Here is a 14014-nt window from a genome sequence, read left to right on the forward strand (position 1 = left end):
AAAAGGCTGCGAAGCTAATTCCGAATACTTTCCGGGGGCCCCGAAGAGATGACGGGCGACGCAAATTCAATTCGGATTCAGTTTTCAGGCGATTAAGCCTGAGCATTTACGCTGTAAATGCCCGTTTGGTGGCGATAGCGGAGGGGTTCCACACGTACCCATCCCGAACACGACCGTTAAGCCCTCCAGCGCCGATGGTACTTGGACCGAAGGGTCCTGGGAGAGTAGGACGCCGCCAAGCGGACAACCACATTACCCGTGGTATTTTTTTTGCCCTTAATATTAATATGTCTTAGAAGGGCCTTTAGCTCAGCTGGTTAGAGCGCACCCCTGATAAGGGTGAGGTCGGTGGTTCGAGTCCACTAAGGCCCACCATATTCCCTGATAGCTCAGTTGGTAGAGCACTCGACTGTTAATCGAGTTGTCACAGGTTCGAGTCCTGTTCGGGGAGCCATTTATGGAGAGGTGTCCGAGTTTGGCCGAAGGAGCACGATTGGAAATCGTGTAGGCGCCACAAGCGTCTCGAGGGTTCGAATCCCTCTCTCTCCGCCATAAAAATTATTAGCATGGCCCGTTGGTCAAGGGGTTAAGACACCTCCCTTTCACGGAGGTAACATGGGTTCGAATCCCATACGGGTCATATCATGGAGGCTTAGCTCAGCTGGGAGAGCATCTGCCTTACAAGCAGAGGGTCGGGGGTTCGATCCCCTCAGCCTCCACCATATTATTTTCACTGACGCGGGGTGGAGCAGCCCGGTAGCTCGTCGGGCTCATAACCCGAAGGTCGCAGGTTCAAGTCCTGCCCCCGCAACCAATTTACTCTTATACATTATGTTTAGGGATAAGCTGGTATGGTGAAAATGAATAGTATATACTTATTAATGACGCGGGGTGGAGCAGCCCGGTAGCTCGTCGGGCTCATAACCCGAAGGCCGCAGGTTCAAATCCTGCCCCCGCAACCAATTTACACTTATGCATTATGTCTATGGAACCGTGGTGTAGTTGGCCTAACATGCCTGCCTGTCACGCAGGAGATCGCGGGTTCGAATCCCGTCGGTTCCGCCATTTAGTTAATTATTATTGGGGATTAGCCAAGCGGTAAGGCAACGGACTTTGACTCCGTCATGCATAGGTTCAAATCCTATATCCCCAGCCATTTATGAGAGCCATTAGCTCAGTTGGTAGAGCACCTGACTTTTAATCAGGGTGTCGAAGGTTCGAGTCCTTCATGGCTCACCATTTTCTTTAAAGTGTGCGCGTGTGGCGGAATTGGCAGACGCACCAGACTTAGGATCTGGCGTTTCACGACGTGGGGGTTCGAGTCCCTTCACGCGCACCATGTTTTTGCGGACGTGGCTCAGCGGTAGAGCATCGCCTTGCCAAGGCGAGGGTCGCGGGTTCGATTCCCGTCGTCCGCTCCATATAGATTTTGCGCCCTTAGCTCAGCTGGATAGAGCGTTTGACTACGAATCAAAAGGCCGGGAGTTCGAATCTCTCAGGGCGCGCCATTTTTATTACTAAGCAGTTATAGTATTGTTAACGGGATGTAGCTCAGCTTGGTAGAGCACCTGGTTTGGGACCAGGGGGTCGCATGTTCAAATCGTGTCATCCCGATTTTATACCTTTGCGGGTGTAGTTCAATGGTAGAACTTCAGCCTTCCAAGCTGATAGCGTGGGTTCGATTCCCATCACCCGCTTATAATGAGAAACACCTGCCGGTATTAGGCGGGTGTTTTTTTGATTGGACATATCTTACGGAGACTTAAATAATAGAAACGCCCCCCTCCTTAATATAGGAAAGGGACGCTGCTGTAGTGGGTTTATAAGGGATCGTCCTTATATAAGAACGCCTACCTCACCATTATTCACGAACTTAATACTTTCGATCTTCACCTCTAGTTGACCTGAAGGAATCGCTAGCTGACAAGTACTGCCGAGCTCAGCCAGCAGCAACTGCATGCCTATAGGTGACAACATAGAAATCTTGTTATCGTTAGGTTCTGCTTGGTTAGGAAATACGATGGTATAGATATCTGTAGTATTATCGTCCAAGTAACGAAGCTGCAACTGGCTTCCGATAAAGACCTGAGAATTTAAATCTTCACCATTAAACTCAGTTAGTAATTGTTCCAGCTCGGAGCAATAACGGGACAACAGCGTTTCAGCATTGCTTCTATCCTTGCTTCGTACCGGAAAGTATTGATTTAGAAATGCGATTTTTTCCTCATCAAAATAAATAAGCTGCTGAAGCAGCTGTGTCCGTGAGCCTTCATAGATAAGACTATGGTTCATAGTAGATTTCACCCCCTCTAAGTAGCACATTCCTTGTAAACTTGTTATGGTGTGTTGCCATCTTAAAATCCCTCCTATACAAATAGAGGTCCCCCAATGGAGACCTTCTGATCAGTATACCAGCTTCTATTTGTAAATCCAATCCATTTTAAAAGGGGAATTAAAACCTTCTAAATATTGTAATGAAAACCTTTGACTATTACATACTTGGGTGCTATGATAGGCTGATGCATAGGCATTTCGTAGAAAACTGCGAAATGCCTATACTGTATTTTGAAGATATTTTTACATTAATTGTTACCTGGGGAGTGATACGCCATGTACATTTCGTTGAGTTCACATATAGATTCCAGAACTATAAAATAACTACTTAATTTATTAAAGGAGGAGATCAGGATGATTCAAGTTAAAGAGTTTGTAGATGCTGATAATTCTTATGCAGAGAATAAAGCTAATGAGTTCCTGGCAGGACTACGGGAGGAACAGATTGTGAATATCTGTTACGGTTCGGTAGTTAAATCATCACGTGATGGGGCAGAGCACCAAAGAACCACTATACTGGTCGTGTATAAGACAAATGAAAGGCAATAACTGGAACACGTTTTTTTCATGTCTATCCATTGTCTCTACGCTGTGCGTTGTGATTGTCATCATTTATTATGTTTTCAGCTAATTAGTAAAAAGAGGACCTTTCCCATCTACGGGCAAAGGTCCTCTTTAGTTTATAAGTGCATTTACAGTCTTACATTCCGTCTGGTACGGATAGACCCAAACCGGATGCGATACGCTGTCCCAAGTCTGGATCAGCCTTAAAGAAATGATCAATCTGGCGGCGTTTGATATCGTTACTTTCAACGGGAGTCATAGCGCCAACGATGTTTTGAACTAGACGGGTACGTTCTTCTTCAGACATTAGACGGTACAAGTCACCTGGTTGTGTATAGTGATCGTCACTATTGTAGGCGACACTATCCGCATATCCGGAGACTTCGAACGGCGATGTTTTATGCTGCGGTGATTCTTTTGGTCCCCCTAAGCTGTTAGGCTCGTAATAGGCTCCGGAACCGCCATTGTTGCCCAAGGCCATGCCACCATCACGTTGATAGTTCTTCACTTCTACTTTTGGACGGTTGATAGGCAGGCTGTTGTGGTTAGGGCCAACCCGGTGGCGGTGTGCATCACCATACGCGAACAGACGGCCTTGTAGCAATTTATCCGGCGAAGCTTCAATACCAGGAACGAAAGAGCCGGGAGAGAATGTGACTTGTTCTACTTCAGCGAAGTAGTTCTCCGGATTGCGATCCAATACCATACGGCCAACCTCGATTAACGGATAATCTTTTTGTGACCAGACCTTTGTTACATCAAATGGATCAAAACGGTAAGTCTTCGCATCCTCGATCGGCATAATTTGCACGTAGAGCTTCCAAGCAGGGAAATCTCCTTTATCAATAGCATTGAACAAGTCTTCTGTATGATAATCCGGGTTTTCCCCAGCGATTTTGGAAGCAAGGTCTGCATCTAGATTCTTAATGCCTTGTTCTGTTTTGAAATGGTATTTCACCCAGACTGTATTACCCTCGGCATTTACCCACTTGAAGGTATGGCTACCAAACCCATGCATATGTCTCAGCGTAGCTGGAATTCCGCGATCCGACATCAAAATCGTTACCTGATGCAGAGATTCAGGCGATAAAGACCAGAAGTCCCATACAGCATTCGGGTTCTTCAGATGTGTCTGTGGATCACGTTTCTGTGTATGAATAAAGTCCGGGAATTTAATCGCATCACGAACGAAGAATACAGGCGTATTGTTACCTACGAGATCATAGTTTCCTTCTTCAGTATAGAACTTCACGGCAAAACCACGAGGGTCGCGTACGGTATCAGCAGAACCTAATTCACCAGCTACAGTAGAAAAACGAATGAACAACGGTGTACGTTTGCCTACTTCAGACAAAAAGTTAGCTTTTGTGTATTGGGTCAGATCTTTTGTAACTTCAAAATACCCGTGAGCGCCAGCACCTTTAGCATGAACGACACGTTCAGGAACACGTTCTCTGTTAAAGTGGGCTAATTTCTCAAGCAGATGGACATCTTGCAGCAAAGTGGGACCGCGGTCACCGGCTGTCATTGAATTCTGATTGTCGCCTACTGGAGCACCCCAGCTGGTTGTAAGATTATTATTATTGGAGCTCATTAATAGAATCACCTCATGAGATTTGATTTTAGATTTAGTATAAGTTCTATATTAATGTTTTTTAAAGAAATTGCAACACTTTTTAAATAATTGGCACATTACAATATGTGGGAATCGTCATTACATCGTTGGCACATTCAGATATATATGATAGACAAAGTGATTAATTGCTTAGCAGAATTAAAAAAGAAACAGCGCATCCCTACCATGACTGGAGGGGTGCGCTGCATTTTTTGATATAGAAGATATTCGGTTCTTGTGCTTAGGCTTTAATGTACATTCTGTTGTAATATTCATCTAGCATTCTTTTGGTGGCAAACTCCGTACGGGTGGTTTCGATACTCTTTTTCATCATTTGCACCCATTGTTTACGATTCTCGTAAAAGGTTGGGAGCACACGTTTCAATAAGGTGTCGTACAGTGCATCACTATCATGCTTATCCAGCACCTCAAAGTCTGTAGTTTCGAAGCCGTCTCCAATCTGCCAGCCATTCTCACCATCGATGCAGGCTTCCGGCCACCAGCCATCCAGAATAGAACAGTTCAATACACCGTTCATAGCTGCTTTCATCCCGGAGGTGCCGCTGGCTTCCAATGGTCTACGTGGATTGTTGAGCCAAATATCGGCACCGCGCGTCAGCTGGGCGCCAATCGTCATATCGTAATTCTCGAGGAACACCACACTCTTTGGATACTTTTTCATCATCGCTACTAGGTTGCTGACGATTTTTTTACCGTTATCATCGAGTGGGTGCGCTTTGCCGGAGAATACAATTTGTATCTTTCCAGACTCCAGATAAGGTTCGATAATTTCTGGCTGCGAGAAGATCAGGTCGCTTCGTTTATATGGAGCTGCTCTGCGTGAGAAGCCAATGAGTAGATTGTCAGCATTTAAGCTAATGCCGGAACGTTCTTTGATGAACTGGATCAGTTCTCCCTTGATCTCTTTATGCACTGCCCATAAGTCGCCATCTTGTTCGTAGGCTTGCGTCATTCTTTCATCTACCCAGGTAGGAGTATGGATGGCATTAGTAATGCCTATAATTTCTGATCTTCCGGCTACTTCCTTCCACATTTTATTAGCCGTATCGGCGTGTAGCTGGGCAACTGCGTTGGAGATACGTGACAGCCTTAGACCTGCAACCGTCATATTAAATGGCTCGCCGCCGATCCGCTCCATCTGGTCACGGGTTAAGCCGTTGAACGCACTCATATACTCAAGTCGGTCGAGAGGATGGGTTTCGTTGCCTTCTTTGATTGGTGTGTGGGTAGTGAATACTACTTCTTCGCGAGTCGCTTTCCAAGCTTCTTCGAAGGTATGGCCTCCGGACATTTTTTCACGGATTAGCTCGATAGCCGCTAGAGCCGCATGACCCTCATTGAAGTGATAGACATCAATAGGGATTTGCAGCGCACGCATAGCTTTGACTCCACCAATCCCAAGCACGATCTCTTGTGCGATCCGTTCCTCGCCGAACCAACCATACAATTGGCCTGTGATCCAGGCATCATTATTCTCGGGTATATCTGTATCCAGTAAATACAATGTGCTGTTGCCAAAATAATCAGTTTTCCATACTTTGCATACCACATCGGTTTTTCGGACTTTAACAGTTACCTTAACCCCTGTATCTTCAAGAAACTCATAAACATAATTGTGATAGGAGTCGTACGGATTGCCGTTTGCATCAATCTTTTGGTCCGTGTAACCTTGTTTCCACTTCAGCCCAATAGGGATGATAGGGGCGTTGATATCTTTTGCACCCTTAATGTAGTCTCCGGCAAGAATGCCCAGACCTCCGGCATACATTTTGAAATCGGAATGCAGCCCGTACTCCATACTAAAATAAGCGACTGACGGTAATTTTTGTTCGTTCACTTGATAAGCCTCCTAATCACGGATTAGATTAAATTGCAGTGAAGCTGCGGGCATTATCTCAGGTGCAAACGTTTGCTCAAAATAGTGCAGCAATCATTGTGGAAGCGATTGCACCACTATTCTAGCACACTCGATGAATAAAAGCATAACGTCAATTTGGTGAAAACAACCATTTTGAATCCAATTGAGCGGAATTGATTGATAAAGTGGACAGAAGCCCCTAAGATAAAGAGATTGAAGAAATAATTAATGGTGGTGTCTAAGTTGGATATAGTTGTGATTGGAAGCTTGAATATGGACATGGTAGTACGTACAAACCGGTCACCGGATGCTGGAGAAACCCTAATTGGACAAGCCTTTGCTCTATCTCCTGGCGGAAAAGGGGCAAATCAGGCCGTTGCCGCAGCACGTCTGGGTGCAGAGGTTAGTATGATCGGAAGAGTTGGAAAAGATACCTTTGGTAGCGAAATGCTGGAGATTATCAGGAATGAAGGCATTCATATAGAGCATATTTCTGTAAGTGAACATCAGGCAACAGGAGTCGCTTCGATCGTTATTGAAGAAGATGGAGAAAATCGGATTATCGTGGTACCTGGAGCGAATATTGAGCTTACGGTAGAGGATATTCAGGCATTGGAGGCTGTGATTAGCCAGGCTAAGATCATTGTGCTGCAGCTTGAAATGGATCTGGCGATGAGTGAGCAGGCGATTGCGATTGCCCATCGTAAGAGGATTCCGGTGATCCTTAATCCTGCACCAGCTAGAGTGCTAAAGGATGAGATGCTGGCTCAGGTATCTTACCTGACACCTAATGAGACAGAAGCCGGGATTTTGTCCGGAATGACTGTGGATAGCGCAGAGACTGCTGAGCAGGCAGCCCGTATTTTGCTGCAAAAAGGAGTACAGAACGTTATCGTAACCTTGGGCTCAAAAGGCGCTCTGATTGTGAATGCTGAAGGAGCCAAGGCTGTTCCAGGCTTCCCGGTAAAGGCGGTAGATACAGTTGCTGCCGGAGACTCATTTAATGGCGCATTAGCCCAGCAGTTAGTCTTAGGAAAGACCTTGGAGGAAGCCGTGAGCTTCGCTAATGCTGTAGGTGCATTGGCTGTAGGGAAAGAAGGGGCGATCCCTTCATTGCCGCAGTTGTCCGAGGTCGAGCAGTTTCTAAATCGTAAATCGCTGTAGAATAGACAGTACAGGATACTCAAGATCTATACTAGATGAGATAGGATAAGGAGCTTAAATAATGAGCAGAACAGTAACCGTTAAAAATGTGATCATCGGCGAAGGAATCCCTAAGATATGTGTTCCGCTAATTGGAGCGACCTTGTCTGAGCTGAAGCAGGAAGCTGAAGCGCTGAAAGTACTGCAACCTGATTTGGTGGAGTGGCGGACGGATTTTTTTGCTGAAGTGGAAGACGTTGCTTCTGTTAAGAACGCACTAAGCGAAATCTGTTCTGTGATTCCAGATCTGCCGCTGATTTTTACTTTTCGGAGTGCAAAAGAAGGCGGAGAGAAGCAAGTCAGCACGGAATATTACACAGCACTGAATAAAGCTGCTGCCGAGAGCGGTCTAGTAGATATAATAGATGTTGAATTATTTAATGATGAGCAGGATGTAAAGCTATTGGTCGAAGCTGCTCATACTCATAATGTATCTGTCATTATTTCAAATCATGATTTTCAGGGAACACCTCCTAAAGAGGAGATCATCTCGCGGTTATGCAAGGCGCAGGAGCTTGGCGGGGATTTGCCCAAAATTGCCGTTATGCCCCGAGATGCAGGCGATGTGCTAACTTTGCTGGAAGCTACACACATCATGAAGGAAAAATATGCAGACCGCCCAATTATAACGATGTCTATGGCGGGAGCCGGGGTGATCAGCCGTTTAGCTGGTGAAATTTTCGGTTCAGCGCTTACCTTCGGAGCTGCAGATAAACCTTCTGCACCTGGACAGGTAGCTGTGGTTGAGCTTCGGAATACATTGTCACTGCTGCACCGCAGTCTGTGATTTCTGCTGTTGATATTGCCGCAAAAAAAGGCGTCCGGAATATCCGGATGCCTTTTTCTATTTTAAAGTATTGTTGGTGCGCTTACGCATTTTTTCCCGTATATACATGTACGGCATCTCTTAGAAACGCAGCGAGTCCAGGGTGGCGCTTGTCATAGTATTCGGTAAAACGTTCATCATCAACATACAATTGTGCAACACCAGCATGAGCTTCTTTGGAATAGGAATTCCAGTAGAAGGAGAGCCACTCACGGTGTAGGTCAGCACTTTTTTGCGCCAATATACTGGCAGGATCTCCATGCTCCATCGCTTGCAAGAGCGTTTCGAACATCTCTTCCTCAAGCTGTTGTATAGCTGCATATTGTTCTTCTGTCATCCCTTTAAGCTTTTGGTTGGATTGATTAATGGTGTCATCTCCGTATTTCTCCCTTATTTCTTGGCCATATTTCTTTTCGTTATCATCTACCAGCTTTTGCTTAAAGCCTTCGAATTTTTCAGTATCACTCATGGTAATTCTCCCTTCTTTTTGAGCCAGCGTCTTTTCGACGTTAGCGATTAATAGATCTAATTGCTGTCTTTTTTCCAGTAGCTTGTCATGATGCTCCCGCAGCGCTTTGGCTCCGTCGAATGAGGGCTCTGTCATAATAGCCTTGATACGTTCCAGACTTAAGCCAAGCTCCCGATAAAACAAAATTTGCTGTAGTAGATCTACTTCGGTACGGCCATAGATACGATACCCTGAAGAGTTGATTCTCGCCGGCTTAAGAATGCCAAACTCATCGTAGTAGCGCAGGGTCCGTGTGCTGATTCCAGCTAACTCTGCGAGCTTCTGCACTGTGTATTCCGTAGTATCACCTCCTACAATTCAAATGTACACCTTTACGTAACGTGAAGGTCAAATGGTTTTTTTAGCATATCCAAAACAGCGGCAGCTACCCTCTGAATGATCATGGGGAAGTCTGCCGCTGCTATGAATAAGTCTATAATGTTGAGCTTTGCTGCTGCCTGAATTTATTTATGGCCCATTTGTGCTGTGAAATAATTGTGCAATTCCTCCAGCTTGCGAGGGTCCGCAAGGGTTGCTTTGTCTGAGAAGTAGTGTTCAACGACAAGGTCCCAGGTAGGTACAATTTTTTGTGAGGTCATTGCCTTAATGGCTACCTTAACTGTTTTGCGTTCTTTGGCATTGGAGAAGGTATCTACGTAATGCTGTGAACGTTCAAAATCCAGATCCTTAAACACGGCGCGGAAGATCTCTGACGTCATCCGTGCATCATCCAGCGCCCGGTGTGCAGATCCAGTAGGCTCAAGCTCAAACAATGCCATCGCGCTTTCCACGCTGACATCATTGCTAAGACCACGCGCACGTAGAACTCCTTTGAGCAAATCGAAATACGTAGCGGACATCCAGTAGGATTCGTCCATCTTGTGCATGCGCACATCCTGAATGATTCGCTTCATATCTTCGCCACCCCAGGTAAGCAGCAGAACTCCATCTGTACTTAGATCAAGCCACTCTCTAAAAGCAGTGATGACTTTGGGGAAGCGGGCGGCAATGTCGATTTCCTCTTGAGGGATACCGGTTTTTTTCTTAATAAAGGAATTCAGGGTGGAGAAATATATAGGTTTGATCAAGGAAGAAAATTCATCCTTATACTGCAGTGAAGAGTCTAACCGGACGGCTCCAATCTCAATGACCTCCATAGGGTGCTCGCTGGCAAACTTACGGCCGTTGAATTCGATGTCCAGAATAATATAATCCACAGGTACTTGCCTCCGTTTCCATGACTGACGCTGTAGTGCTTAATACGTCGACTTCTCTATTTTAACAAAAAAAGTGATGTAATGGGGAATATGGAGACAAGCTAATATTTGCACAAAAAAATGAACCAGCACAACATTTGCGCACTGGTTCATTTAATCAGTATTTAAATTTAATCCTATAAAAGATTAATGTCCTGAATCGGCAGCAGGTTCAGGCATATGAATCGGCTGTTCATTTATAACAGATCCGTCATCAAGACGAAGCCAGGTATTGAAGTCTTGGGTGCCTTTGACCAGTTCTATGACGCGTGCTCCCCGCATAAAGCCTTCTTTTCCATAAGTATTGTAGCCGGTAGCACGGCCATAAGAAAGACGTATGCCATACAGGTTGCCGCTAAAATCGTTGATATGGTCATGTCCACAGAAGGTGCCAAGCACATCACCCATTTCCAGCAAAGCCGAGAATAAGCCCGAGTTCACCTCAGGTGAGCATACACGCTCAAACTTATGCCCATGACAGACCTGTGTAGACCAGACATCCCGATATTCAGGAATTGGGATATGGAAGAAAGCCAAGGCAGGCAGCCTGTTCTCAGCAGTTTTCGGATTCACCCGCGCAGATTCAGCCGTCAGCCAGTTGATCTGATTCCGCCCAACCCAATTGTAGCCCGGGATATCCTCATACTCGGAATAGCCGCCAGAGTCTAGAAAATACAAAATAGCGGCCGCGTGGTCTTCCTGATCTTTAATTTCAAGAGTGTAATTGCCCGAGCCTTCCAGCTCTTCTGGACCGGCTTCGGTCAGGCAGTGGGGATGTTCCAGGGCAATTTGCATCAGTTCACTCTTTGAAATCAGAGTTTCTGTGTCATGGTTGCCAAATACAAAGGTCCAAGGGATGCCGGATCTCTCCACGGCAGCGACAGCCTCACGAAATGCTTGTGCGGGGTGCTCGCATGCCTTGTTTCCCGGTGATACAGGACCAGTGTAAATAAGATCTCCCGTGAAAACCACAAGATCAGGTTGTTCCGCATCCAGAATGCGTTCCATCAGTGCCTGGGTAAGCTGATCCTCAGCTCTTCCATCCATCCAGTGCAGATCTGTAAATTGTACGATTTTAAAAGTGCCATCTTGCTGAAATGATAAACTGTGTCTCATTAGAATAATCTCCCTTACTATCGAATATTGAATAGCAAGCTGTGGAGGCGCCAACCCCTCATTGCGCCAAGAGGGCAATAAGGGCTGACGTCGTTAGAAGCATAGCTATACGCAGGTCAACCGATCCAGATCCGCTGAGTGCAATGATCTCCAGAGTTTCTACCGATCATAATATCATATTCCCCAGGCTCGAAGACCAACTGATCGTCTTTTCCGTAGAACATTAACATTTCTCTGGTGATTTCGAAGGAAACCACCTGTTTCTCATGCGGTGCGAGTGTAATCTGCTGGAAGCCTTTCAGTTCCTTGACCGGGCGCACGACACTTGCGCTGACGTCGTGGATGTAGAGCTGAATGGTTTCCTTGCCGGCGATGTCCGAAGTATTCTCTACTTCAATGGAGGTAACCACCCGATCCGCAGCTTCAACATTGAAGCTGTTGTAAGCAAACTTGGAATAGCTCAGGCCATAACCAAAACAGAACAGCGGGTCATTCGGGCAGTCCAGATAACGGGTCACGTAACGCACATTAGGATACTTAGGATCATAAGGTCGTCCCGTTTGATAAGCGTTGTAATAGACAGGAATTTGCCCAACCGAGTAGGGGAAGCTCATCGATAAACGTCCGGAAGGATTATAGTCTCCGAACAGCACATCGGCCAATGAATTTCCTGACTCTGTACCCAGAAACCAAGCCTGCAGCAGAGCGTCGCTGGCATCAAGAACGGGTTTCAGCTCCAGTGGTCTGCCGCTGAATACAATGGTGACGATCTTTTTGCCGGTATCCTTCAGACGCCAGATCAGCTTCTCCTGATTGGCCGATAGGCGGAGATTGGCTTTACTTCCGCCTTCCCCGGTATCCTGCTGATTCTCACCGACAGCGGCGAGAATTACATCACAATCCTTCAGCTGCTGGTAGGCGTCCTCGATTTCATCCTCCACATCAAAAACACCTTCAAGCATGCTTCCCAGCTCACCAGTCATGGCCGTAAGTATATCTTCGGCAGATGTTTTTTGCAAAATGCCGGTGTAGAGTGATACAGCCGGATCTTTTTCTGTCCCGGCCCAACCGCCCAGCACATGAATGGAGGTGGCGAAAGGACCAGCCAGACCAATCTTCATGCCACGTTTAAGGGGCAGAGCTTCATTGTCGTTTTTGAGCAGCACAACTGAGCTAGCTCCAAGCTCCCGTGCGGCCTGCAGATGCTCAGCGCTAGGTTTCGGAGCCTCATCCACCAGCGGATCTGCATCCTTGAATGGATTATCGAACAGGCCGAGCGCATCCTTGAGCTCCAGCACCCGGATGACGGCTTCATCGATCAAGGCGATGTCAAGCTTGCCTTCCTCGACCAGAGCAGCGCCGTGGTTTAGATAGTGAGTGGACATCATCTCAATATCCAGCCCAGCAGCCAGACTTTTCTCCGCTGCCTCACTGCCATCTATCGCGGCGCCATGGGGAATCAGCTCATTAACGGAATTGAAATCGGCGATGGTAACGCCGTTGAAGCCCCATTCTTCCCGTAAAATCCCGCGAAGAAGCTCGGAATTACCACTTGCCGGGATACGGTCAATGGTATTAAATGCGGCCATAACCATGGCCACTCCAGCATCTACGGCAGCCTTATAGGCTGGCAGGTAGAACTCACGCAATACGCCGGAAGACATATCCACTGTGTTGTATTCCCGTCCGCCTTCGGGAGCACCGTAACCAGCGAAATGCTTCACACAGGCAGCGATGCGTCCTTTTTCTTTTAGGTCTTTGCCCTGATAACCCCGCACCATACTTTCGGTGACACGGGCATTCAGATAGGGATCCTCACCAGATGTCTCCATGACGCGTCCCCAGCGCGGGTCGCGTACGAGATCAGTCATGGGCGAGAAGGTAACGTGAATACCGGCAGCCGCACTTTCCTTGGCGGCGATTTCGGCAAACCTTTCACAGGCTTCAAGGTCAAAGCTGCTGCCCATGGCCAGCGGAATCGGGAGGATGGTCCGGTAGCCGTGAATGACATCCGCCATGAAGAGCAGAGGAATCTTTTGTCTGCTGGTTTGCAAATGTCGGGTTTGCTGCTCGATAACATTCCTAGCTCCAATACCGTTCAGAACACTTCCGATGTTCTTCATTACCTGCGGCTTAATGTTCAGTTCCTTAAATGGTCCGGTTAAATCCACGGTATCGTCCAAACCCCAATAGTGAGGACCTAGCTGGGTTAATTGGGCCAGCTTTTCGTCCAGGGTCATATCGTTCACAAGATCTTGGATAAACGTTTTAGTCATGGTTAACTCCTTCCTCGTGAGCGCATCGAAAGTTAGTTTGTTAAATAGATGTGTAGTTCCCCGCCGGGCAGCGTAAGCATGATTTTTATTTGCAAAGCTTACGTTATATAGGCGATAAGGATGGGAGTGAACCGTTAACTCTCCTGGCACGCAGCTCCGAGATGCGGAATGGGCCTGCGCTATAATCAGGTTCAATTGTTGTGAAAATCATAGCATTTCTCTCTTCGGATACAGGGATGAGGCATGAATTAAATCAGAAGAGGATTGCATCATTAAGATGTTACATATGGAGACTGACATGTCTATGAAAGAAAAGTATAAAAACGTTTCCACAAACGATACACCTCGATATTAGTCTGAACACCAAAAAAAGTCAATCGCCTTTGGAAAAACAGCTAATTTATATTTTTTTACGTGAAAAATGTAACTTTAGTACT

10 protein-coding genes, 15 tRNA genes and 1 rRNA gene are annotated in these 14014 nt (G+C 46.5%); 19 read left to right on the forward strand and 7 right to left on the reverse strand.

Features of this window, described 5'->3' with window-relative positions:
* The first annotated feature begins 124 nt into the window (after nt 1-124).
* From rrf to NSQ66_RS04130, 16 genes are all read left to right on the forward strand, one after another.
* Nucleotides 125-241: ribosomal RNA gene (gene rrf, locus NSQ66_RS04055) — 5S ribosomal RNA — on the forward strand.
* A gap of 57 nt (nt 242-298) precedes the next feature.
* Nucleotides 299-375 (forward strand) — tRNA-Ile (locus tag NSQ66_RS04060).
* A gap of 3 nt (nt 376-378) precedes the next feature.
* Nucleotides 379-454, forward strand: a tRNA-Asn gene (locus tag NSQ66_RS04065).
* A gap of 5 nt (nt 455-459) precedes the next feature.
* Nucleotides 460-552: transfer RNA gene (locus tag NSQ66_RS04070), tRNA-Ser, on the forward strand.
* A 16-nt stretch (nt 553-568) separates the two neighbouring features.
* Nucleotides 569-640, forward strand: a tRNA-Glu gene (locus NSQ66_RS04075).
* Between the two features lie 6 nt (nt 641-646).
* Nucleotides 647-722, forward strand: a tRNA-Val gene (locus NSQ66_RS04080).
* A gap of 15 nt (nt 723-737) precedes the next feature.
* Nucleotides 738-814 (forward strand) — tRNA-Met (locus tag NSQ66_RS04085).
* Nucleotides 815-885: 71 nt separating this feature from the next.
* A tRNA-Met gene (locus tag NSQ66_RS04090) sits at nt 886-962 on the forward strand.
* Between the two features lie 25 nt (nt 963-987).
* A tRNA-Asp gene (locus tag NSQ66_RS04095) sits at nt 988-1065 on the forward strand.
* Nucleotides 1066-1081: 16 nt separating this feature from the next.
* A tRNA-Gln gene (locus NSQ66_RS04100) sits at nt 1082-1156 on the forward strand.
* Nucleotides 1157-1163: 7 nt separating this feature from the next.
* Nucleotides 1164-1239 (forward strand) — tRNA-Lys (locus NSQ66_RS04105).
* A 15-nt stretch (nt 1240-1254) separates the two neighbouring features.
* Nucleotides 1255-1339: transfer RNA gene (locus tag NSQ66_RS04110), tRNA-Leu, on the forward strand.
* Nucleotides 1340-1346: 7 nt separating this feature from the next.
* Nucleotides 1347-1421 (forward strand) — tRNA-Gly (locus NSQ66_RS04115).
* A 10-nt stretch (nt 1422-1431) separates the two neighbouring features.
* Nucleotides 1432-1508, forward strand: a tRNA-Arg gene (locus NSQ66_RS04120).
* A gap of 32 nt (nt 1509-1540) precedes the next feature.
* A tRNA-Pro gene (locus NSQ66_RS04125) sits at nt 1541-1614 on the forward strand.
* 12 nt (nt 1615-1626) lie between these two features.
* Nucleotides 1627-1697: transfer RNA gene (locus NSQ66_RS04130), tRNA-Gly, on the forward strand.
* Nucleotides 1698-1836: 139 nt separating this feature from the next.
* Here the strand turns inward: NSQ66_RS04130 and NSQ66_RS04135 are convergent.
* Nucleotides 1837-2292 (reverse strand): GreA/GreB family elongation factor, encoded by a 456-nt coding sequence (locus tag NSQ66_RS04135; RefSeq protein WP_036686880.1) that lies wholly within the window; start codon nt 2290-2292, stop codon nt 1837-1839.
* A 396-nt stretch (nt 2293-2688) separates the two neighbouring features.
* On the opposite strand from NSQ66_RS04135, the gene NSQ66_RS04140 reads away from it, so the two are divergent.
* On the forward strand, nt 2689-2883 hold the full coding sequence (locus NSQ66_RS04140) for a sporulation protein Cse60 (protein ID WP_036686883.1): 195 nt from the start codon (nt 2689-2691) through the stop codon (nt 2881-2883).
* Nucleotides 2884-3034: 151 nt separating this feature from the next.
* On the opposite strand, the gene katA is transcribed toward NSQ66_RS04140, so the two are convergent.
* Nucleotides 3035-4492, reverse strand: a complete 1458-nt coding sequence (gene katA, locus NSQ66_RS04145) for a catalase KatA (RefSeq protein WP_339279574.1) — start codon at nt 4490-4492, stop codon at nt 3035-3037.
* A 262-nt stretch (nt 4493-4754) separates the two neighbouring features.
* Nucleotides 4755-6371, reverse strand: coding sequence for an alpha-glucan family phosphorylase (glgP, locus tag NSQ66_RS04150; protein ID WP_036686887.1), 1617 nt, complete (start codon nt 6369-6371; stop codon nt 4755-4757).
* A 255-nt stretch (nt 6372-6626) separates the two neighbouring features.
* On the opposite strand from glgP, the gene rbsK reads away from it, so the two are divergent.
* Both rbsK and aroD read left to right on the forward strand, forming a co-directional pair.
* Nucleotides 6627-7556, forward strand: coding sequence for a ribokinase (gene rbsK / locus NSQ66_RS04155; RefSeq protein ID WP_200870230.1), 930 nt, complete (start codon nt 6627-6629; stop codon nt 7554-7556).
* A 61-nt stretch (nt 7557-7617) separates the two neighbouring features.
* Complete coding sequence (gene aroD, locus NSQ66_RS04160) at nt 7618-8382, forward strand: type I 3-dehydroquinate dehydratase (RefSeq protein WP_036686891.1); 765 nt, start codon at nt 7618-7620, stop codon at nt 8380-8382.
* Nucleotides 8383-8464: 82 nt separating this feature from the next.
* Here the strand turns inward: aroD and NSQ66_RS04165 are convergent, their stop codons facing one another.
* The 4 genes from NSQ66_RS04165 to bglX all read right to left on the reverse strand — a co-directional run bounded on the left by NSQ66_RS04165 (nt 8465) and on the right by bglX (nt 13577).
* Nucleotides 8465-9217 carry a MerR family transcriptional regulator gene (locus NSQ66_RS04165; protein WP_235219544.1) on the reverse strand — a complete coding sequence of 251 codons (753 nt, stop codon included), beginning with the start codon at nt 9215-9217 and terminating at the stop codon, nt 8465-8467.
* 176 nt (nt 9218-9393) lie between these two features.
* The gene (locus NSQ66_RS04170; RefSeq protein WP_036686897.1) at nt 9394-10146 is read right to left on the reverse strand and encodes a 3'-5' exonuclease; all 753 of its coding nucleotides are present in this window, start codon (nt 10144-10146) and stop codon (nt 9394-9396) included.
* A 186-nt stretch (nt 10147-10332) separates the two neighbouring features.
* The gene (locus NSQ66_RS04175) at nt 10333-11301 is read right to left on the reverse strand and encodes a metallophosphoesterase family protein (protein ID WP_036686900.1); all 969 of its coding nucleotides are present in this window, start codon (nt 11299-11301) and stop codon (nt 10333-10335) included.
* Nucleotides 11302-11417: 116 nt separating this feature from the next.
* The gene (bglX, locus tag NSQ66_RS04180; RefSeq protein ID WP_076100566.1) at nt 11418-13577 is read right to left on the reverse strand and encodes a beta-glucosidase BglX; all 2160 of its coding nucleotides are present in this window, start codon (nt 13575-13577) and stop codon (nt 11418-11420) included.
* Nucleotides 13578-14014: the final 437 nt, after the last annotated feature.

The organism is Paenibacillus sp. FSL H3-0329, assembly GCF_037963285.1.
GTDB classification, from domain to species: Bacteria; Bacillota; Bacilli; order Paenibacillales; family Paenibacillaceae; genus Paenibacillus_AQ; species Paenibacillus_AQ odorifer.

Excerpts from the sequence above, each read along its gene's own strand:
- NSQ66_RS04140 (WP_036686883.1), top strand. The coding sequence starts at position 2,689 with ATGATTCAAGTTAAAGAGTTTGTAGATGCTGATAATTCTTATGCAGAG.
- katA (WP_339279574.1), bottom strand. The coding sequence starts at position 4,492 with ATGAGCTCCAATAATAATAATCTTACAACCAGCTGGGGTGCTCCAGTA.
- NSQ66_RS04135 (WP_036686880.1), bottom strand. The coding sequence starts at position 2,292 with ATGAACCATAGTCTTATCTATGAAGGCTCACGGACACAGCTGCTTCAG.
- aroD (WP_036686891.1), top strand. The coding sequence starts at position 7,618 with ATGAGCAGAACAGTAACCGTTAAAAATGTGATCATCGGCGAAGGAATC.
- NSQ66_RS04175 (WP_036686900.1), bottom strand. The coding sequence starts at position 11,301 with ATGAGACACAGTTTATCATTTCAGCAAGATGGCACTTTTAAAATCGTA.
- bglX (WP_076100566.1), bottom strand. The coding sequence starts at position 13,577 with ATGACTAAAACGTTTATCCAAGATCTTGTGAACGATATGACCCTGGAC.